At 73.5% G+C, this 19,871-nt stretch carries 16 protein-coding genes; 7 read left to right on the top strand and 9 right to left on the bottom strand.

Features of this window, described 5'->3' with window-relative positions:
- Nucleotides 1-15 precede the first annotated feature (15 nt).
- Nucleotides 16-1,278 (bottom strand): VOC family protein, encoded by a 1,263-nt coding sequence (locus EV384_RS31695; protein ID WP_130339182.1) that lies wholly within the window; start codon nt 1,276-1,278, stop codon nt 16-18.
- Nucleotides 1,279-1,421: 143 nt separating this feature from the next.
- Here EV384_RS31695 and ndk point away from each other — a divergent pair, with 143 nt between their 5' ends.
- Nucleotides 1,422-1,847 carry a nucleoside-diphosphate kinase gene (gene ndk, locus EV384_RS31690; RefSeq protein WP_130339180.1) on the top strand — a complete coding sequence of 142 codons (426 nt, stop codon included), beginning with the start codon at nt 1,422-1,424 and terminating at the stop codon, nt 1,845-1,847.
- 49 nt (nt 1,848-1,896) lie between these two features.
- Here the strand turns inward: ndk and sigJ are convergent, their stop codons facing one another.
- Both sigJ and EV384_RS31680 read right to left on the bottom strand, forming a co-directional pair.
- A complete protein-coding gene (gene sigJ / locus EV384_RS31685; RefSeq protein ID WP_242624387.1) occupies nt 1,897-2,781 on the bottom strand; it encodes an RNA polymerase sigma factor SigJ in 885 nt (294 codons plus the stop codon).
- On the bottom strand, nt 2,778-3,218 hold the full coding sequence (locus EV384_RS31680; protein WP_130339178.1) for a carboxymuconolactone decarboxylase family protein: 441 nt from the start codon (nt 3,216-3,218) through the stop codon (nt 2,778-2,780). Before EV384_RS31680 ends, sigJ begins: the two co-directional genes overlap by 4 nt.
- A gap of 203 nt (nt 3,219-3,421) precedes the next feature.
- On the opposite strand from EV384_RS31680, the gene EV384_RS31675 reads away from it, so the two are divergent.
- Nucleotides 3,422-4,978: an alkaline phosphatase D family protein gene (locus EV384_RS31675; RefSeq protein WP_130339176.1), complete on the top strand. Its 1,557-nt coding sequence runs from the start codon at nt 3,422-3,424 to the stop codon at nt 4,976-4,978.
- Nucleotides 4,979-5,117: 139 nt separating this feature from the next.
- Here the strand turns inward: EV384_RS31675 and EV384_RS31670 are convergent, their stop codons facing one another.
- The 4 genes from EV384_RS31670 to EV384_RS31655 are packed head-to-tail and all read right to left on the bottom strand — an operon-like array spanning nt 5,118 to nt 8,771.
- The gene (locus EV384_RS31670; protein WP_130339174.1) at nt 5,118-5,906 is read right to left on the bottom strand and encodes an ABC transporter permease; all 789 of its coding nucleotides are present in this window, start codon (nt 5,904-5,906) and stop codon (nt 5,118-5,120) included.
- 10 nt (nt 5,907-5,916) lie between these two features.
- Entirely contained in the window at nt 5,917-6,687 is a 771-nt protein-coding gene (locus EV384_RS31665; protein ID WP_242624386.1) for an ABC transporter permease, read from the bottom strand.
- A complete protein-coding gene (locus EV384_RS31660; RefSeq protein WP_130339172.1) occupies nt 6,684-7,694 on the bottom strand; it encodes an ABC transporter ATP-binding protein in 1,011 nt (336 codons plus the stop codon). The genes EV384_RS31665 and EV384_RS31660 overlap by 4 nt, the downstream gene beginning before the upstream one ends.
- 60 nt (nt 7,695-7,754) lie before the next feature.
- A complete protein-coding gene (locus tag EV384_RS31655) occupies nt 7,755-8,771 on the bottom strand; it encodes an ArsR family transcriptional regulator (RefSeq protein WP_130339170.1) in 1,017 nt (338 codons plus the stop codon).
- Nucleotides 8,772-9,061: 290 nt separating this feature from the next.
- Between EV384_RS31655 and ileS the strand changes: the two genes are divergently transcribed.
- Nucleotides 9,062-12,247 carry an isoleucine--tRNA ligase gene (gene ileS, locus EV384_RS31650; protein WP_130339168.1) on the top strand — a complete coding sequence of 1,062 codons (3,186 nt, stop codon included), beginning with the start codon at nt 9,062-9,064 and terminating at the stop codon, nt 12,245-12,247.
- A gap of 132 nt (nt 12,248-12,379) precedes the next feature.
- Nucleotides 12,380-13,081, top strand: a complete 702-nt coding sequence (locus tag EV384_RS31645) for a lysophospholipid acyltransferase family protein (RefSeq protein ID WP_130339166.1) — start codon at nt 12,380-12,382, stop codon at nt 13,079-13,081.
- Between the two features lie 42 nt (nt 13,082-13,123).
- Here EV384_RS31645 and EV384_RS31640 read toward each other — a convergent pair whose 3' ends face one another.
- Together EV384_RS31640 and EV384_RS36600 are read right to left on the bottom strand one after the other, a co-directional pair.
- Complete coding sequence (locus EV384_RS31640; RefSeq protein WP_130339164.1) at nt 13,124-14,593, bottom strand: cryptochrome/photolyase family protein; 1,470 nt, start codon at nt 14,591-14,593, stop codon at nt 13,124-13,126.
- A gap of 85 nt (nt 14,594-14,678) precedes the next feature.
- Entirely contained in the window at nt 14,679-16,307 is a 1,629-nt protein-coding gene (locus EV384_RS36600) for a hypothetical protein (RefSeq protein WP_130339162.1), read from the bottom strand.
- 163 nt (nt 16,308-16,470) lie between these two features.
- Here EV384_RS36600 and EV384_RS31630 point away from each other — a divergent pair, with 163 nt between their 5' ends.
- From EV384_RS31630 to EV384_RS31620, 3 genes are all read left to right on the top strand, one after another.
- Nucleotides 16,471-16,839, top strand: coding sequence for a TMEM175 family protein (locus tag EV384_RS31630; RefSeq protein WP_130339160.1), 369 nt, complete (start codon nt 16,471-16,473; stop codon nt 16,837-16,839).
- 93 nt (nt 16,840-16,932) lie between these two features.
- Nucleotides 16,933-18,924 (top strand): TIGR03960 family B12-binding radical SAM protein, encoded by a 1,992-nt coding sequence (locus EV384_RS31625; RefSeq protein WP_130339158.1) that lies wholly within the window; start codon nt 16,933-16,935, stop codon nt 18,922-18,924.
- Between the two features lie 194 nt (nt 18,925-19,118).
- Nucleotides 19,119-19,838: a TIGR03936 family radical SAM-associated protein gene (locus EV384_RS31620; protein WP_130339157.1), complete on the top strand. Its 720-nt coding sequence runs from the start codon at nt 19,119-19,121 to the stop codon at nt 19,836-19,838.
- Nucleotides 19,839-19,871 lie beyond the last annotated feature (33 nt).

The following is a 19,871-nucleotide window of genomic DNA, read 5'->3' as shown; positions in this document are numbered from 1 at the left end:
GCGCCTGGCCGGTCGTCAGACGTCGGCGAGGGTGCGCCACTGGGTGAGGGCGATGCCGTGGCCGTCCGGGTCGCGGAACGCCGCCGCCCACACCTCCAGCTTCGCGCCCCGGTTGACCACCCGCGGGGCGTACGTGAAGCGGACGCCGGAGCCGCGCAGCCGCTCGTACGCGGCCTGGATGTCGTCGACCTCGAGGTTGACGTGAACCAGCCGCCGGCTGATCGGGGCCGCTCCGGTGACCTCCCGCAGCACGAGGCGGGTGGCGCCGGAGGCGAGGACGGCATTGCCGGAGCCCCGGTCCACCTCGTCGAAGCCGAGGTCCCGGTAGAACTCCAGCGACCTCGTCAGGTCGGTCACGAGCAGGGTGATGCCGATGCCGCTGATCGGTGCGGCCACCTCGGCGGCCTCGTCGCCCGCGTAGCCGAAGATCGCCTCGTCCAGCTCCTCCGCGGTCGGGGGCGCCTCCGCCGCCGGATCGTCCAGCGGCACGTCGATCGGGTCCACCTCGACCGTCGCGTCGAACCGTTCCTCGGCGGGCGGGCGCGGCGCCGGGGTCGCCCGGCGGGGCAGCGGCCCGGCCATCGGCTGCTCGACCACGGTGCCCTCCAGCACCACCTGGCCGCCCGGGCGCTGGTGCACCACCACCGGTTCGCGCTCCTCGGGCAGCACGGTGACGTCGTCGAGGAGCGGATCCGGCGCGGGTGGGAAGTCGTCGCGGAAGTCGTCGCGGAAGTCGTCCTCCGGGGCCCGGTCGGCCCACGGCGGCGCCTCCTGCGCGATCAGCACCTCGTCGACCGGGTCGGGGCCTGCGTACTCCGGCGGGAGGTCCCCCGTCGCGGCGGCCGTCTCGGCGTGGGTGGGCACCTCGTCCCAGAGGACGCGGACGTGCCGCTGGTCGTCCAGGGCGACCCGGATCGGCAGCGGCTGACCCAGCGACGGCCACTTGGCGACCGGCACCCGGGGCTCGATGATCTTCTTGGAGCGGGGCGGCAGCCCGGGGGCGTCGATCACCAGCTGGAGTTCGCAGCGGCCAAAGGCGTACTGGGTGGGGGGCTCGGAGGCGCTGTGCACGTGCCCGACGCCGACCACCCAGGTGCGCCCGCCTCCACGCACCGTGGCCAGGGCGATCGCCAGCACCAGCAGCGCGACGCCGAGGGCCACGATGGCCCAGCTCGTCATCCCCAGCCCGAACAGCACGACGAAGGTCGCCACGGTGCCGAGCACCGCGGCGATCAGCTTGCGCACCGGCGCGATGGATCGGTTCCCGCCGTTCGCCACAGTGGACCTCCCAGGGGTCTAGGGCCAGGCTAGGCCGGATCGGCGACCGAGGGGAAGAGCAGCCGCCGCGCCGACGCCGGGACCGGGTCGCTAGGCTGAACCTACCCAGCCAGACCGGCTTCCGCGCACAGGAGGAAACCAGCGTGTCCAGCAGCAGCCCGGACGAGCGCACGCTCGTACTGATCAAGCCCGACGCGGTCCGCCGTGGTCTGGTCGGCGAGATCGTGTCCCGCTTCGAGCGCAAGGGCCTGCGGATCGACGCGATGGTGACGCGGACGATGGACGGCGACTTCGCCGACCAGCACTACGCCGAGCACGTCGACAAGCCGTTCTACCCGCCGCTGAAGGCCTTCATGACCGGCGGCCCGCTGGTTGCCGTGGTGCTCTCCGGCGACCAGGTGATCGAGGTGGTGCGCGGCATGCTCGGCAGCACCGACGGCCGCAAGGCCGCCGCCGGCACCATCCGGGGCGACCTCTCCCTCTCCAACCGGGAGAACCTGGTGCACGCCTCCGACTCGACCGACAGCGCCAAGCGCGAGCTCGCCCTCTGGTTCCCCGAGCTGGCCTGAGGCCGTCGGCCCCGCCCCTGGACCCGGGGGTCGGGGCCGTCCCGTGTGCTCAGCCGGTCAGCCGGGACAGCTTCGCCGGGTTGCCGACCAGGTAGAGGTCGGTGATCCGGCCGTCCGCGGCCGCGATGGCCAGCGTGTAGCGGGTCCCGTCGGGCCAGCGGAGCACCAGCGCCGGCCCGCCGTTGAGCTCGGCAGGGGCCGCCTCGATGGGGCGTCCCCGGCCGTAGAGGCCGGCGAAGAAGCGGGCGATCCGGTCCGCGCCGCGCACCGGGTTGCGCGCCGCACGGACGGCGCCGCCCCCGTCGTTCCAGGAGACCGCGTCGGACGCCACCAGCTCGGTCAGCCGGGCCAGGTCGCCGTCGCGGGCGGCGGCCAGGAAGGCGTCCAGCAGCCGGCGCTGCTCGGCCGGGCCGGCGGTGAAGCGCCGCCGGCCGTCGGCGATCCGGGCCGCCGCCCGGTGGTGCAGCTGCCGGCAGTCGGCCGCCGAGCGGTCCAGGATGTCGCCGATCTCCGCGTACGGCAGGTCGAAGGCGGTGTGCAGCACGTAGACCGCGCGCTCCGGCGGGGTGAGCCGTTCCAGCAGGTGCAGCAGCGCGATCGACACGGAGTCCCGCAGCTCGGCGCGGTCCAGCGGCCCGAGCGGCTCCGCCGGCCCGGTCGGCACCGGCTCGGGCAGCCACGGCCCGACGTACGTCTCCCGGGCGGCCTGCCGGGCCCGCAGCCGGTCCAGCGCCAGCCGGGTCACCACCCGGGACAGGTACCGGCGCGGCTCGGTGACCGACTCCCGGTCGACACCGAGCCAGCGCAGGTACGCCTCCTGGAGCACGTCCTCCGCGTCGTGCAGGCTGCCCAGCAGCCGGTACGCCAGCCCGAGCAGCATCGGCCGGTGCGCCTGGAGCGCACCGGCCGCCTGCGCCGCCGCGGTGCCGGTCACACCTCCGTCGGCGGCTGGGCGTGGCTGGTCACCCCGATCCGGTTCCACACGTTGATTGTGGCGATCGCGACGACCAGATCCGCCAGCTCCTTCTCCGACCACACCTTGGCGGCGGCGTCCCAGACCTCGTCCGGCACGCCGTGCTCGCCGAGCCGGGTGACCGCGTCGGTCAGCGCCAGCGCGGTCCGCTCCCGCTCGTCGAAGAACGGCGCCTCCCGCCAGGTGGCGACCGCGAAGAGCCGACGGCTCGACTCGCCCGCGGCGAGCGCGTCCCGACTGTGCATGTCCACGCAGAAGGCGCAGCCGTTGAGCATCGACGCCCGCAGCTTCACCAGCTCCAGCACCGTGTGGTCCACGTTGGCCTGGACGTACTTCTCCAGCCCGAACACCGCCTGGTACGCCTGCGGCGCCACGGCCGCCATGTCGATCCGACTCATTTCCGGCCTCCCTCGATAACGGCTACACGCGTACGACGGGAGACCGCGGCGCCGACGTGACAGCGGACGGCTGTGACGGTGGTCATGCCCCGGCGGTCCACCAGTGGTCAACCGCGGTTCCCGCGCCGGCCACCCGGACCGCCGGAACACCTCATCTGTGCCCGGTAGACCACTGGTGACCGACTTCCATCGGAGGGGGACAGATGACTGCTCTCGATCGACGTACCCTGCTGCGCGCCGGACTGGCGACGGGCGCCGGACTGGCCGGCGGTGGCCTCCTCGGCGGTGGCCCGGCCGGCGCCGCGCCGGCCTGGCGCCCGTCCGGCCGGCCGGTGCTCACCCACGGCGTGCAGAGCGGCGACGTGACCGCCGGGTCGGCGCTGGTCTGGACCCGCGCCGACCGGCCCGGCCGGATGGTCGTCGAGGTGAGCCGCCGCCCCGACCTGCGCGGCGCCCGGCTGCTGCGTGGCCCGGTGCTGGACCCGTCGACGGACTTCACCGGCCGGCTGCGGCTGCGCGGCCTGCCGCCAGGCGAGCGGCTGCACTACCGGGTGCGGGTGGCCGACCTGGACCGGCCCGGCGTGGCCAGCGAGCCGCTGGTCGGGGAGCTCACCACCGCGCCGGCCCGGCGCGACCGCCGGGACGTGCGGTTCGTCTGGACCGGCGACATCGCCGGGCAGGGCTGGGGGATCAGCCCGGACTTCGACGGGATGACCATCTTCCGGGCGATGCGCGCCGTCCGGCCGGACTTCTTCCTGTGCAGCGGCGACACGGTGTACGCCGACGGCCCGCTCGCCGAGAGCGTGTCGCTGCCCGAAGGCCGGATCTGGCGCAACCTGGTCACGCCGGAGAAGAGCAAGGTCGCCGAGACGCTGACCGAGTACCGGGGGCAGTTCGCCTACAACCTGCTCGACGAGCACCTGCGGGCGTTCGCCGCCGAGGTGCCGCAGGTCAACCAGTGGGACGACCACGAGGTGCTCAACAACTGGTACCCGGGGGAGATCCTCGACGATGCCCGCTACACCGAGCGGCGGGTGGATGTGCTGGCCGCCCGGGCCCGGCAGGCGTTCCACGAGTGGCTGCCCGTCCCGGCCGGCGGGCCGATGTACCGGCGGATGTCGTACGGGCCGCTGCTGGACGTCTTCGTCCTCGACATGCGGACGTACAAGGACCCGAACGACGGCAACACGTACGCCGACGGGACCCGGGGCCTGCTCGGACGGGAGCAGCGGCAGTGGCTGATCCGGGAGCTGCGCCGGTCGCGGGCGACCTGGAAGGTGATCGCGAACGACCTCCCGCTCGGCCTGGTCGTGCCCGACGGGCCGGGCGCCCAGGAGGGCGTGGCGCAGGGGGATCCGGGCGCGCCGGCCGGCCGTGAGCTGGAGTTCGCCGAGGTGCTCCGCGAAGCCCACCGGGCCGGCGTGACCGGCATCGTCTTCCTCACCGCCGACGTGCACTACACCGCGGCGCACCACTACGACCCGGCGCGGGCGGCGGTGCGGGACTTCACCCCGTTCTGGGAGTTCGTCTCCGGCCCGGCCCACGCGGGCGCGTTCGGCCCGAACGCCCTGGACGGCACGTTCGGCCCGCAGGCCGTCTTCACCCACGCCCCGCCCCGGGCCAACACCTCGCCGGCGGAGGGCTTCCAGCACTTCGGCGAGGTCGCCATCGACGGTGCGTCCGGCGCCCTCACCGTGCACCTCCGCGACCGCGACGGCGTCTCCCTCTGGACCACCACCCTCCCCGCCCCCACCCCCTGACCCCCGCCCCACCATCCGCCCCGCGCCCCCGGCCCCCTCGGTTGATCATGAAGTTGTTGTCACGACACGCCGTGGTCGGCGACAACAACTTCATGATCACCGGGGTGGGCGCGGGGGGCGGGGGGTGGGGGGTGGGGGGTCAGAGGGTGTCGAGGGAGGCGCGGCGGCGGCTTTCGGCCTCGAAGACCTTCAGGAGCACGGCGGCGAGGAGGGCGTAGCCGACGCCGACGGCGAGTTCGGCGGCGAGCGCCGGGGCGGCCGCCGCGAAGCCCTCGCCCGCCACCAGGCGGCGGGCCGCCTGGGCGGCATGGGTGATGGGGAGCACCTCGCCGACCGCGCGCATCCAGGGCGGCAGCCCGGCGGCGGGGACGTTCACCCCGGTGAGCAGAAGCAGCAGCGCCACCGAGACGTTGGAGACCACCCAGACGTCCCGGAACCGCAGCCCGACCGCGCCCAGGGTGAGGCCGAAGAAGCCGCAGGCCAGCGAGCCCACCGCCAGGGTCAGCAGCAGCCCGGGCAGGGCGTCGACGGGCATCCGCAGGCCGAGCAGGAGCGAGCCGACGGTGAGCGTGCTCACCGCGATCAGCAGGCCGTTGCCGGCGTACGGGAGGGCCCGGCCGAGGAAGACGGCGGTGCGGCTGCGCGGCGAGAGCAGCACGTGGCCGAGGGTGCCGAAGCGCCGCTCGTTGGCCACCGCCATCGTCCCGCCGAAGACGCAGGAGAGCGAGGCGGCGAGCACCGCGTTGCCGACGATGTAGAACCGGTCGTCGGCGACGCCGAGCTGGCGGCCCAGGTAGGCGAAGAAGAGCAGCTGGAAGATCGGGCCGACCAACAGCGAGCCGATGAACATCGCCGGGGTGGTCCAGTTGAACAGGGCCCGGTAGGCGATCACGCCGCCCACACCGATCAGCCGGAAGAGTGCCGTCATCGTCGTCTCCTCAGGCCAGGGCGAGGGTCGCCGCGGCGCGGGCCCGTCGCTCGACGTGGGTCATCATCAGTGCCCCGGCGGCCAGGCAGCCGAGGCTGATCGCCAGGCAGATGCCGAGCGAGGGCCAGACCGGGCCGCCGGTGGCCGCCTCGCGGACCGCCCGGGCACCCCAGGTGGTCGGCAGCACGGCGGCGATCGGTCCGGTCCAGGCGGGCAGCACGGTGAGCGGCACCAGCATCCCGGAGACCAGCCAGATCGGGTACTCCAGCGTGTTGGTCAGCGCGTTGGCGTTGCGCATCAGCACGAACGTGGAGGCGAGCAGCAGACCGAACATGCCCAGGCCGAGCACGCAGCCGGGGACCGCGACCAGGAAGAGCAGGGGGTGCGCGAAGTCCAGCGGGATGCCGTAGAGCACCCGGCCCCAGAGCAGGGTGGCGAGCATGGCGTACGTGCCGGTGAGCGCGGTGGCCAGGGTGATCGGCAGGATCACCAGCGCCGGCGGGCGGGGCGCCAGCATGATCATCTCCAGGGTGCCCTGCCAGCGCTGCCCCTGGATCGCGCCGCCGGAGCCGAAGAGCACCGACGACCAGACCCCCATCAGGCCCGCTCCGACCGCCGCCTCCAGCAGCCGGCCCGGCTCGCCGCCGGCCCGGAACAGGTAGACCGCCAGGGTCGCCTGCACCACCGGCACGATCAGCGCGGTGGCGATCTCGAACGGGGAGCGGCTGAGCTGCTTGGCGTGCAGCAGCGCGCCCACCGCGATCATCCGCAGCGTCCTCACGCGGCCACCGCCTCGACCGGGCGGGCCTGCGCGGCGACCCGGTTGACGATCGCCACGTACGCGTCCTCCAGGGTGGGCTGCCGGGCGGTGACCCGGCCCAGCCGGACCCCGTCCAGCTCGCGCAGCACGTCGGCCTGCACGTCCACCCCCGCGTCGGACTGCACGGTCAGCATCTGCGCCGCGCCGGTGACCGTCACGCTCGCCTCACGTACCCCGGGCAGGGCGTGGATCGTGGCGAGCTGGGCATCGGTCGCCCCGTACGCCTCGACCTCCAGCACCTGCCGGCCGTCGGCGTGGTGCCGCAGCTCCGCCGGGGTGCCCAGCGCCTGGATGGCGCCGTTCGCGATCACCGCGATCCGGCCGCAGAGCTCGTCCGCCTCGGCCATGTAGTGCGTGGTCAGCAGCACGGTGGTGCCGGTGGCGGCGAGGTCGGCGACGGTCTGCCGCAGCTCCCGGGCGGCCACCGGGTCCACCCCGATCGACGGCTCGTCGAGGAAGAGCACCTGGGGGCGGTGGAGCAGGCCGCGGGCGATGTGCAGCCGCTGCCGCATGCCCCGGGAGTAGCCCTCCACCCGCTCGTCCTCCCGGCCGGTGAGGCGGACCAGCTCCAGCAGCTCGGCGATCCGCCGCTTCTGCTCCCGTCCGGGCACGCCGTACAGCTCGGCGAAGTAGCGCAGGTTGTCCCGGGCGGAGAGCCGGTCGTAGAGGCCCCGGTCGCCGCCGAAGACGTACCCGATCCGCCGGCGTACCTCCCGGGTCTCGGCCACCACGTCGTGACCGCAGATCCGGGCGGTGCCGGCGGTCGGGATGAGCAGCGTGTTCAGCAGCTTGATGGTGGTGGTCTTGCCCGCGCCGTTCGGCCCGAGCAGCCCGAACAGCTCCCCGTTGCCGACCGTCAGGTCGACGCCGCGGACCGCTTCCACCTCCCGGCGCTGGGGTCGTAGCCATCCCGTTCGGCTGCGGTAGGTGCGGCGCAGCCCGGCCGCCTCGATCGCGTACTCGCTCATGCCGGGGAATGTAGGGAGTCGGCGCGGGGCGGGGAAACGAATTCGGCGCTGGCCGAATCCTCAGGCGGAGGCGGTCGCCGGGTCCGCGCCGATCAGGCTGACCAGGGCGACGCCGGCCGGCTCCAGGCCGTACAGCACCCGCCGGCCGACCCGGCGGCGGTGCACCACCCCGGCGCTGAGCAGCGCGGCGAGGTGCTCGGAGACGGTGCTCGGGGCGAGCCCCAGGGTGGCGGCGAGCCCGGCGGTGGTGGCCGGGCGGGTGAGTGCGCGCAGCACCTGGGCCCGGCCGCGCCCCACCAGGACCGCCAACCGGTCGGTTGTCGCGGGCGGGGTGCCGGGCGCTGGCCGGTCGGCGAGCAGGACCGCCCCCCGGGCCTGGTACGAGACCGCGATGACCTCGGGATGGTCGGTGGAGTGGGTCAGCGCGCCCCGGGAGAAGATCAACGGGATCAGCAGCAGCCGCTGGTCGACCGCGGCGAAGCGCCGTTCGCTCGGCTTGACCAGGGTCAGCACCGGCTTGTCCCAGCGCACCCGCTCGTGCAGGTCGGCCAGGAGCGCGTCGGGGCCGTCGGCGGCGAGCGCCCGGGCCCGGTGCAGCACCTCCTCGTCCAGGGCGGCGCGCATCGCCGGCCACCAGGGCGCGATCGCCGCGTCCCAGTACGCCTGGATGCCGTCGGCGAGCCGGTCCAGGGCCGCCTGCCGGTCGGTGACGAACGGGCGCAGCCAGCCGGGCAGGTCGTCGGCGCGGTGGTAGCGCGGGATCTGCTCGGCGATCACCTCGGCCGGCGTGGCGCGCAACGCCGCCAGCTCCTCCTCGATCGTGGGGCTGGCGGTGGGCGGCACCGGGCCGAGGAAGTCCGGGTACCAGGGGCCGGTCTGCGCGTAGAGCCTCGCCGGGGCCGCCGCGGGCAGCTCGGCGAGCACCCTACGGGCGTGCCGGGCCCAGCCGGTGTACGGCCAGGGCGCCTCGTCCGGGTACCGGTCGAGCAGGTAGAGGCTGCACTTGGCCTCCCAGAGCGGGCTGGTCGCGATCCGGGTACGGGCCAGCGTCGGCTCGTCCAACTCGATCCGGATCACCCGCCGAGATTACTCGCGGGCGATCTCCGTTCCCGATCGAGTACGCTTGTCGGCACACAGGCGACGACCCGGCCATCACCGGCGAGCCTCCGGAAGAACAGCCGGGAGACCGGCCCAGTAGAACCGGACGGGACGGCCCGTCACAGCCGGCCAACGAGCGGGCGGTCGCACCTTGACCGTCAAGCGGGGTGGTACCGCGGGCCTGCCCCGGGACGCCGGACGGCGTACCGGAAAGGGCTCGTCCTCGCAGACCACACGACAAGTGAGCTGCGCGAGGAGAGCGACCCCCGATGGCCTATCCGTTGCACGACCCGACCGCCGCCGGTGTCCCGGCGAGCCCGGACCTGCCCGCGGTCGAGCGCCGGGTCCTGGAGCACTGGACGGCCGACAATACCTTCGAGGCCAGCGTCGAGGCCCGTCCCGCCGGGACGGACGGCAAGAACGAGTACGTCTTCTACGACGGCCCGCCGTTCGCCAACGGCCTGCCGCACTACGGCCACCTCTTCACCGGCTACGTCAAGGACGTGGTGCCGCGCTACCAGACGATGCGCGGCCGGCACGTCGAGCGGCGCTTCGGCTGGGACTGCCACGGCCTGCCCGCCGAGGTGGTCGCCGAGAAGCAGCTCGGCATCACCAGCAAGGCGGAGATCCTCGACCTGGGCGTGGCCCGGTTCAACGAGGCCTGCCGCACCTCCGTGCTGGAGTTCACCCAGGACTGGGAGCGGTACGTCACCCGGCAGGCCCGCTGGGTCGACTTCGACAACGACTACAAGACCCTCGACCTGGACTACATGGAAAGCGTCATGTGGGCCTTCAAGACCCTGCACGACAAGGGTCTGGTCTACGAGGGCTTCCGGGTGCTGGCGTACTGCTGGCGCTGCGAGACGCCGCTGTCGAACACCGAGACCCGGATGGACGACGTCTACCGGGACCGGCACGACCCGACCCTGTCGGTGTGGTTCGAGCTGACCCCGGACGAGAGCGCGCCGGAGCTGGTGCGCGGGCCGGTGCAGCTCGGCGTCTGGACCACCACGCCGTGGACCCTGCCGTCGAACCTGGCGCTCGCCGTCGGCCCGGACATCGAGTACGCGGTGCTGGAGCGCGACGGTCGGCGGCACGTCGTCGGCTCGGCGCGGCTGGCCGCGTACGCCAAGGAGCTGGAGGGGTACGAGCAGGTCGGCACGGTGTACGGCCGTGACCTGGTCGGGCGCAGCTACACCCCGCTCTACGACTTCCTGGTCGAGCAGGCCGGCCCGAACGCCTACCAGGTGCTCGGCGCGGACTTCGTCACCACCGAGGACGGCACCGGGATCGTCCACCTGGCCCCGGCCTTCGGCGAGGACGACCAGAACGTCTGCAACGCCGCCGGCATCCCCACCATCGTCACCGTGGACGACCACACCCGGTTCACCGCGCTGGTCCCGCCGTACCAGGGCGAGCAGGTCTTCGACGTCAACAAGCCGGTGATCCGGGAGCTCAAGGAGCGGGGGGTGGTGCTCAAGCAGGACACCTACACCCACTCGTACCCGCACTGCTGGCGCTGCGACACTCCGCTGGTCTACAAGGCGGTGTCGTCGTGGTTCGTCGCGGTGACGCGGTTCAAGGACCGGATGGTCGAGCTGAACCAGCAGATCAACTGGACCCCGGGGCACATCAAGGACGGCTCGTTCGGCAAGTGGCTGGCCAACGCCCGCGACTGGTCGATCAGCCGGAACCGGTTCTGGGGCTCGCCGATCCCGGTGTGGCGCTCCGACGACCCGACCTACCCGCGGGTCGACGTGTACGGCTCGCTGGAGGAGATCGAGCGGGACTTCGGCGTACGCCTGACCGACCTGCACCGGCCGGCGGTGGACGACCTGGTCCGGCCCAACCCGGACGACCCGACCGGCCAGTCGATGATGCGTCGGGTGCCGGAGGTGCTGGACTGCTGGTTCGAGTCCGGCTCGATGCCGTTCGCCCAGGTGCACTACCCGTTCGAGAACCGCGACTGGTTCGAGCACCACTACCCGGGCGACTTCATCGTCGAGTACATCGGACAGACCCGCGGCTGGTTCTACACCATGCACGTGCTGGCCACCGCGCTGTTCGACCGGCCGGCGTTCCGCAACTGCCTCAGCCACGGCATCCTGCTCGGCTCCGACGGACGCAAGATGTCCAAGAGCCTGCGCAACTACCCGGACGTGTACCACGTCTTCGACGCTTACGGGTCGGACGCGATGCGCTGGATGCTGATGTCCTCGCCGGTGCTGCGCGGCGGCGACATGGCGGTCACCGAGTCGGGCATCCGGGACGCCGTCCGGCAGGTGCTGCTGCCGCTCTGGAACGTCTGGTACTTCTTCTCGCTCTACGCCAACGCGGACGGCTACAAGGCCAAGCGGAAGACCGACGCTGAGCCGACTGGCGGCGGCGGAGCCGCCGCCGGCGACCTGCTCGACCGGTACGTGCTGGCGAAGACGAACGAGCTGGTCACCACCGTCCAGGGGCAGATGGAGACGTACGACATCTCCGGCGCCTGCGCGACCGTCCGGTCCTACCTGGACGCGCTGACCAACTGGTACGTTCGCCGCTCCCGGGACCGGTTCTGGTCCGGCGACGCCGAGGCGTTCGACACCCTGTGGACGGTGCTGGAGACGCTCTGCCGGGTGGTGGCGCCGCTGGCGCCGCTGACCGCGGAGGAGATCTGGCGCGGCCTCACCGGCGAGCGGTCGGTGCACCTGACCGACTGGCCGGAGGCCACGGAGTTCCCGGCCGACCACGAGCTGGTCGCCGCGATGGACGCCGTCCGCGCGGTCGCCTCGGCGGCGCTGTCGCTGCGCAAGGCGAAGGGGCTGCGGGTCCGGCTGCCGTTGCCGAAGCTGACCGTGGCCTCGCCGGTCGCGGCCCAGCTCCGGCCCTTCGCCGACCTGGTCGCCGACGAGGTCAACGTGAAGGCGGTGGAGTTCACCGACGAGGTGTCCGCGTACTGCCAGCAGGTGCTGACCGTGGTGCCCCGGGCGCTCGGTCCCCGGGTCGGCAAGGCGGTCCAGCAGGTGATCAAGGCGGTCAAGGCGGGGGAGTGGGAGCTGGTCGACGGCGCCCCGGTCGCCGCCGGGGTCACCCTCGCCGAGGGCGAGTACGAGCTGCGTCTGGTCGCCGCCGACGCCGAGCACTCCGCGCCGCTGCCCGGCGGCGAGGGCGTGGTCGTACTGGACACCGAGGTCACCCCGGAGCTCGCGGCCGAGGGGCTGGCCCGGGACGTGGTCCGGGCGGTGCAGCAGGCCCGCCGGGCCGCCGACCTGGACGTCTCCGACCGGATCGTGGTGTCGCTGTCGGCCTCCGAGGAGGTCCGGGCGGCGGTCTCCGCGTACGCCGACTTCGTGGCCCGGGAGGTGCTGGCCGAGACCATCGACTTCGCCGACGGGATCGACGGCGCCGACGGTTTCGCCGGTGAGGTCGGCGAGGGCGAGCGGGTGACGGTGGTCGTCCGGCGGGTATGAGGTGGACACGGGTGGTCCGGCGGCGTGCGCGCCGCCGGACCACCACCCGGGCGGCCGGCCACCCGATCGGGTCGGCGTGGAACCGTCAGCTACCGTGACACCGCCTGTTCACGTACGACCGCCGGAGGACCAGTGCCCCTGCTCTACACCATCGGCAAGCTCACCGTGGCGCCCGCGCTCCGGTTGGCCTTCCGTCCGCACGTGGAGGGGTTGGAGCACATTCCGGCGACCGGTGGTGCGATCTTCGCGGGCAACCACCTCTCCGTCGCCGACGAGCTGCTGCTCGGCACCGTCGTCCCCCGGCACCTGGCCTTCTGGGCCAAGTCGGAGTACTTCACGGGCACCGGCGTGAAGGGCGCCTTCTCCAAGTTCGTGCTCACCGGGCTGGGTGCCATCCCGGTCGAGCGGGCCGGCGGCCGGGCGGCGCTGTCGGCGTTCGACGCCGCCATCCCGGTGCTCAGGTCCGGTGACCTCGTCGCCGTCTACCCGGAGGGGACCCGCTCGCCCGACGGCCGGCTCTACCGGGGGCGCACCGGCGCGGCCCGGCTGGCCGTGGCGGCCGGCGTGCCGATCATCCCGGTCGGCGTGACCGGCACCGACAAGGCGCAGCCCATCGGGGCCCGGGTGCCCCGGCCCGGCCGGGCCGAGATCAGCATCCGGTTCGGCAAGCCGCTGGACTTCACCGGCCGGTCGGACGACCGGACGTCGCTGCGGGCGATGACCGACGAGCTGATGGCCGAGATCCAGAAGCTCACGGGCCAGGAGTACGTGCCGCGCTACGCCCCGCCGCGCGCCCACTCGCCGGTCAGCGGCGAGCCGCCGACCGCGTCCTGAGCCGGACGGCGGCACCGGTCGCGCGCCGCCTCGCCGGCGCCGTCACGGCGGGTCGTCGCCCCGGCGTTTCTCCTGGGCGACCACCGCGTCGAGGTCGGCGAGCCGGTCCATCTGCTTCATCGTGCGAGCCATCCGGGCGTTGCCCGGGATGCGGTCCCGGTTAAGGGACAGGAACGCCCAGTAGCCGGCGGTGAACGGGCAGGCGTCCTCGCCGAGCCGCTTCTTCGGGTCGTACCGGCAGCCGCCGCAGTAGTCGCTCATCCGGTTGATGTACGCGCCACCGCCGACGTACGGCTTGGTGGTCATCCGGCCCAGGTCGGCGTACTGGCTCATGCCGACCACGTTGCCGGTCATCACCCACTCGTACCCGTCCACGAAGCGGGTGTGGAACCACTCGACCAGCTCGGCGGGGCGCCAGCCACGCTGGAGCGCGTAGTTGCCCAGCACCATCAGTCGGGGAATGTGGTGCACCCAGGCCCGGTCGCGGACCCCGGCGAGCACGTCGGACAGGCAGTGCGCGTCGACCGCGTCGGCGTCCAGGTCGTTCCACCAGGCCGGCAGCGACCGCCGCGCGCTCAGCTCGTTGCTGGTGCGCCAGCCGGCCTCGAAGTACCAGTAGGTGTGCCAGATGTAGTCCCGCCAGCCGAGGATCTGCCGGACGAAGCCCTCCACACTCGCCAGCGGCGCGCCCTCCCGGCGGTACGCCCGCTCGGCGCCGCGTACCGCCTCGATCGGGTCGAGCAGGCCCAGGTTGAACGAGGACGACAGCATGCTGTGCGCCAGCCACGGATCGGTCGACAGCATCGCGTCCTCGTACGGGCCGAACGCGGCGAGCCGGTGCCGGAGGAAGTGCCGCAGCCGGGCCTTGGCCTCCTTCGTGGTGGCCGGGAACCGGCGCGGGCCGTCCCGGCCGGCGAACCGGATCCCCTCCCGCTCCCAGCGGTCCAGGTCGGCCCGGACCTCGGCGTCGATGTCGTCCTCCTTCGGCATCGGCGCCGCCGGCACGTCGAGCTTCCCGCCCTTCGGCGGTGGCTCGCGGTTCTCGACGTCCAGGCTCCACCGGTCGCCGGCCGGGTCGCCACTGTCCAGCAGCACCCCGTGGTGCTCCCGGGCGAACCGGTAGAACGCCTCCATCCGCAGCGCGCCCCGGCGCTGGTCCGCCCACTCGGCGAAGTCCGCCAGGCTGGTCACGTAGCCGCGCGCCGGCAGCACGGTGACCCGGTCCAGGCCGCGGACGAAGTCCAGGGCCCGCCGCGAGGTGGGATGGCAGACCTCCAGCGGCTCGCGGACCTTCTTCAACGCCTGCCCGTACGTCTCGGCGCGCAGGAAGACGGCCTGGTCGCCGAGTTCGGCGGCGCGGTGCCGCAGCGCGGAGAGGAGCAGGTGGGCCTTCTGCCGGTGGTGGACGCGACGACGGAAGACCGCCTTCGACTCGATCAGCAGGACCGGCTGCCGCCGGTCGTCGAGAAAGTGCGGCCCCAGCTGGTCGGCGAAGAGCCAACGCCGCGACATGTCCCGATTGTCCCCCATGAACCGGGTTCATCCGTGACGGGAAACGATAAGCTTTACGTGTTCGTGATCCTGCACAGCGTGAGGGTCAGGGCTGGTCCGGGGTGACGATCTGCTGGCGCAGCTCGTCCAGCAGCCGGCCGCTGTCGTCGAGCGAGAGCCGGGTGAAGACGGCGGTGGCGAGGCTGCCGTGGTCGACCGAGGTGCAGACCACCACCGCGTCGCCGTCGGCGCGGCCCACCGCGCAGCGCTCGTACCGGCCCCGGACGCGGGTCTCCACCGGCACCGCGGAGTCGAGCGCGTACGCCTCGGCGAGGCGGGCCATCTCGGCGTCCGCGTCCGACTCCGGGGTGAGCCGGAAGCCCGTGCCGCCGAAGACCGTCACCCGCTTGCCGTCGTCCGTGGCGTAGACGCCCGCGAAGGTGTCCTCGGCGAGCAGGTGGGCCTGGCGTACCTCGGTCTCCAACCGCTCGGCGGTGGCCTGGCTGCGCGCGTCCTCCCGCAAGGACAGGCCGGACGCCTGGTCGGGCAGCGCCGCGCTGGCCGGGTACTGGGCGGAGAGCGGCTGGGCCCACCAGAGCGGGACGCCGCAGCAGCAGGCGACGCTGAGCAGCAGCACCCACGGCCAGCGTCGCCGGCGGCGGACCGGGACCGGGACGTACCCCTTCGGCGCCCGCCAGTCCGGCGGCGGGGCGACCGGCGGCGGGGTCGCCCGTCGGCGTTGCTTCGGCGGCCGGACCGGCGCGGGCGGCGGCGGGGACACCGGCGCCGGCGGCGGCGACACCGGACGGGCGGCGACCGGGACGGGCGCGACCGGCGGGCCGGGCGGTGGGGCGACCGGCGGTGCCGGGTAGGGGAGCGTGTGCGGCGGCGCCGGGTAGGGCAGCGTCGGCGGCAGGGCCGGGAAGTCGGCGGAGTGCAGATCCCAGCCGCTCGTGTCGGCGCCCGCCCACGGGTCGACCGGGACCTGGTGCTCCGGCGCGGGCGGCGGGACCGGGGTGGGCTCGGCGGACTCGCCCCAGCCGCGCTTGCGGGGCGGCGGTGGCGGGACGGCGGCGGAGCCGCTCCACCGTGGGGCCGCCGGCTCCGGCCGGGTCTCCACCCGGGTCGGGTCGGGCCGGGTCTCCACGCGGGTCGGGTCGGGGCGGGCGGCCGGCGGCGCCGGTTCGGCGCGGGTCCGGACGGCGGCGGAGCCCCGGGCCGGGGTGACGGGCGGCGGGGTGGGCTCCGCCGTGTCGTCCGGGCCGGTCGGTGCGGCGTGCTCGGCCGCACCGGCCGGGTCGATCGTCGCCGGGCCGTCGCCGGTCTCGGCCGCTGCGTCGCCGTCGGCGGCTGGCGCGTCGTCGCCCTCGGCCGTGGCCTCGGCGGTCGCGGTCGGCTCCTCGTCGTGGGCCCGGGCGGCCGCGTCGGTCCGGTCGCCGTCGGCCGGGGCGGGGTGGTCGGCAGCGGAACGTGCCGAGGCGTCGTCGTCGGTGGCGGCCTGGTCGCCCGGGGCGGCGGCGTCGTCCGTCGCGTACCGGTCGCCGGCCGCGGGTGGGTCGCCGCCGCCGGTCTCCGCCGGGGCGTCGGTGGGCAGCTCGAAGGTGCCGTCCGCGGCCGTGGGCGGCCCGGCGGACGGGGGTACGGGCTCGTCGGTGACCGCCGGATCCCGGTCCCGGCCCGTGACCGGGGTGCCCCCGTCGGCCGGCCGGTCTGCTCCCGGCTGCGGCTCCGGCATCGCGGCAATCTCCTCTCGCGCCGGTTGCGAGGTTAGTACCGGCATGCCACCGCCGACCAATCCGCCCGTCGCCCGCCGCCTGAGCGACGGCCGGGGGTGACCGGCGCGGGCCGGACCGGCGCGCCACGGGCGGTGTCCGGAGGATCACGCCTAGTCTCGGCGCATGTCCGCAGCGGGCGAGGTCGCCGGCACGCCGCCGGTGAGCGACATCGGCAGGATGACCGGGTTCAGCGACGGGGTCTTCGCCATCGTCATCACCCTGCTGGTGATCGAGCTCCGGGTACCCGCCCACCGGCCCGGGGAGCTGCTCGCCGGCCTGGCCGAGGAGGCCCCGGCGTCCGTCGCGCACGTCGCCGCCCAGCGGGGCCGCCCGGTCACCGGGATGGTGCTCTACCTGTTCAGCGGCGCGCTGGGCTGGTTCGTCAGTCCGGTGCTCGGGGTGATCGGTATCGTGATCATGATCGTCTTTCACGCGTTGACCAGCGAGGGCGTCCGCCGGAGGCGGCCGCACCGGCGCGCGGAGCGCCGCTGACCGCTGGCGGTCCGGTTCCTCCCGGCATGGGCGACCGGGCCGGCGGGCGGTGCGGCGCGGTGTCCGGCGGACGGGCGCGTACCCTTGGGCATCATGAGCGTCCCGTCCACGACGCCGCGCCCCGCCGCGGCCAACTCCGTCTGGCCCCAGCTTGAGCCACTGCTGCCCCAGGTGACCAAGCCCATCCAGTACGTCGGTGGCGAGCTGGGTGCGGTGGTCAAGGACTGGGACGCGGCGGTCGTCCGCTGGGCGCTGATGTATCCCGACGCGTACGAGGTGGGCCTGCCCAACCAGGGCGTGCAGATCCTCTACGAGGTGCTCAACGAGCTGCCCGACGTGCTCGCCGAGCGGACGTACGCGGTCTGGCCGGACCTGGAGAAGCTGATGCGCGCCCACGGCGTGCCGCAGTTCACCGTCGACGCGCACCGCTCGGTACGCGACTTCGACGTGTTCGGCATCTCGTTCTCCACCGAGCTGGGCTACACCAACCTGCTCACCGCGATCGACCTGGCCGGCATCCCGATGCTGGCCGCCGACCGCACCGACGCCGACCCGGTGATCGTGGCCGGCGGGCACGCCGCGTTCAACCCGGAGCCGATCGCCGACTTCATCGACGCCGCCGTGCTCGGCGACGGCGAGGAGGCGGTCCTGGAGATCACCACGATCGTCCGGGAGTGGAAGGCCGAGGGCTCCCCGGGCGGCCGGGACGAGCTGCTGCTGCGGCTGGCCCGCACCGAGAGCGTCTACGTGCCGCGCTTCTACGACGTCGACTATCTGCCCGACGGCCGGATCCAGCGGGTCGTGCCGAACCGGGCGGACGTGCCGTTCCGGGTGCACAAGCGCACCACCATGGACCTGGACGCCTGGCCGTACCCGAAGAAGCCCCTCGTGCCGCTCGCCGAGACGGTCCACGAGCGGTACGCGGTGGAGATCTTCCGGGGCTGCACCCGGGGTTGCCGGTTCTGCCAGGCCGGCATGATCACCCGCCCGGTCCGGGAGCGGTCGATCACCACCGTCGGCCAGATGGTCCGCGACGGCCTGGAGTTCTCCGGCTTCCACGAGGTGGGCCTGCTGTCGCTGTCGTCGGCCGACCACTCCGAGATCGGCGACATGTGCTCCGGCCTCGCCCAGCAGTACGAGGGCACGAACGTCTCGCTCTCGCTGCCGTCGACCCGGGTGGACGCGTTCAACATCGACCTGGCCCAGGAGCTGTCCCGCAACGGCCGGCGGACCGGCCTGACCTTCGCCCCCGAGGGCGGGTCGGAGCGGATCCGCAAGGTGATCAACAAGATGGTGTCCGAGGAGGACCTCATCCGCACCGTGGTCACCGCGTACACCAACGGCTGGCGGCAGGTGAAGCTCTACTTCATGTGCGGCCTGCCCACCGAGACCGACGAGGACGTGCTCCAGATCGCCCGGATGGCCCACGAGGTCATCAAGGCCGGCCGGGCCGCCACCGGCTCGAAGGACATCCGCTGCACGGTCTCCATCGGCGGGTTCGTGCCGAAGCCGCACACCCCGTTCCAGTGGGCGGCGATGGCGCGGCCGGAGGTCATCGACCGCCGGCTCAAGATGCTCAAGCAGGAGATCAACTCGGACCGTTCGCTCGGTCGGGCGATCGGGTTCCGCTACCACGACGGCGAACCGTCGCTGATCGAGGGCCTGCTCAGCCGCGGTGACCGCCGGGTCGGCGCGGTGATCCGCAGGGTCTGGGAGAACGGGGGCCGGTTCGACGGCTGGAGCGAGCACTTCTCGTACCAGCGCTGGGTGGACGCCGCCGCCGAGGTGCTGCCGACCTTCGGCGTGGACCTCGACTGGTACACCACCCGGGAGCGCGACGAGCTGGAGGTCCTGCCCTGGGACCACCTCGACTCGGGTCTGGACAAGGACTGGCTCTGGCAGGACTGGCAGGACTCCCTGTCGGAGTACGAGCAGGACGACTGCCGGTGGACCCCGTGCTTCGACTGCGGCGTCTGCCCGTCCATGGACACCGAGATCCAGATCGGCCCGACCGGGAAGAAGCTCCTCCCGTTGACCCCGATCGGCGGTTCCGGCCTGAGGGTCCCGTCCGGCGCCCAGCAGTGACCGTTTTCCCGCAGTGACCGCGGCGGCCGGCGATCCGACCGCCCGCCAGCGTTGATCATGAAGTTGTTGTCACCGGCACGGCGTGTCGTCGACAATAACTTCATGATCAACCGGTCCTGACCTCGAGGAGCACGACGATCAGCAAGAAACCACAGCCGGAGGGCGGGCAGGCGCCCGTCGTCCAGCGCGTCCGGATCCGGTACGCCAAACGCGGACCGCTGCGGTTCACCTCGCACCGGGACTTCGCCCGAGCCTTCGAGCGCGCGCTGCGCCGGGCCGGCGTACCGATCGCCTTCTCCCAGGGATTCACCCCCCACCCGAAGATCTCGTACGCCAGCGCCGCGCCCACCGGGGTGGCGAGCGAGGCCGAGTACCTGGAGATCGGTCTCCGGGAGCCGGTCGACCCGGACCGGTTGCGCGCCGCGCTGGACGCCGCGCTCTCGCCGGGACTCGACGTGCTCGACGCGGTGGTGGCCGGGCCCGGCAGCCTCGCTGACCGGATCGAGGCCTCGCACTGGCAGATCGAGCTGCCCGAGGTCGACCCGGCGGTGCTGGCGCAGGCGGTCTCCGCCTTCGCCGCCGCCGAGGAGATCCAGGTCGAGCGGATGACCAAGCAGGGCCGGCGGACCTTCGACGCGCGCGCGGCGGTCATCAGCATCGATGCCGTACCCGCGTCCGAGACGCCTTCCGGGGCGTCGGCCGTACCGTGTGCGATACTCGAACTGGTCGTGCGGCAGGTCACCCCGTCCGTACGACCCGATGACGTCCTTTCCGGCCTCCGCGTGGTGGCCGCCCTGGAGCCGCCGGTCTCCCCGAGGGTGATCCGGCTGGCGCAGGGCACGCTGACCGCGCAGGGCGAGATCGTGGATCCGTTGGATGCGGATCGCGACGGGACAGCCATCGGTGAACACTGACCGACGGTCAGTGTTCCAAGCAGGCAGACTTCG

Source organism: Micromonospora kangleipakensis, from assembly GCF_004217615.1.
In the GTDB taxonomy this organism is placed as follows: domain Bacteria; phylum Actinomycetota; class Actinomycetes; order Mycobacteriales; family Micromonosporaceae; genus Micromonospora; species Micromonospora kangleipakensis.
Note: the sequence above shows the minus strand (reverse complement) of the source record. Positions and strands in the feature narration are given on the sequence as shown.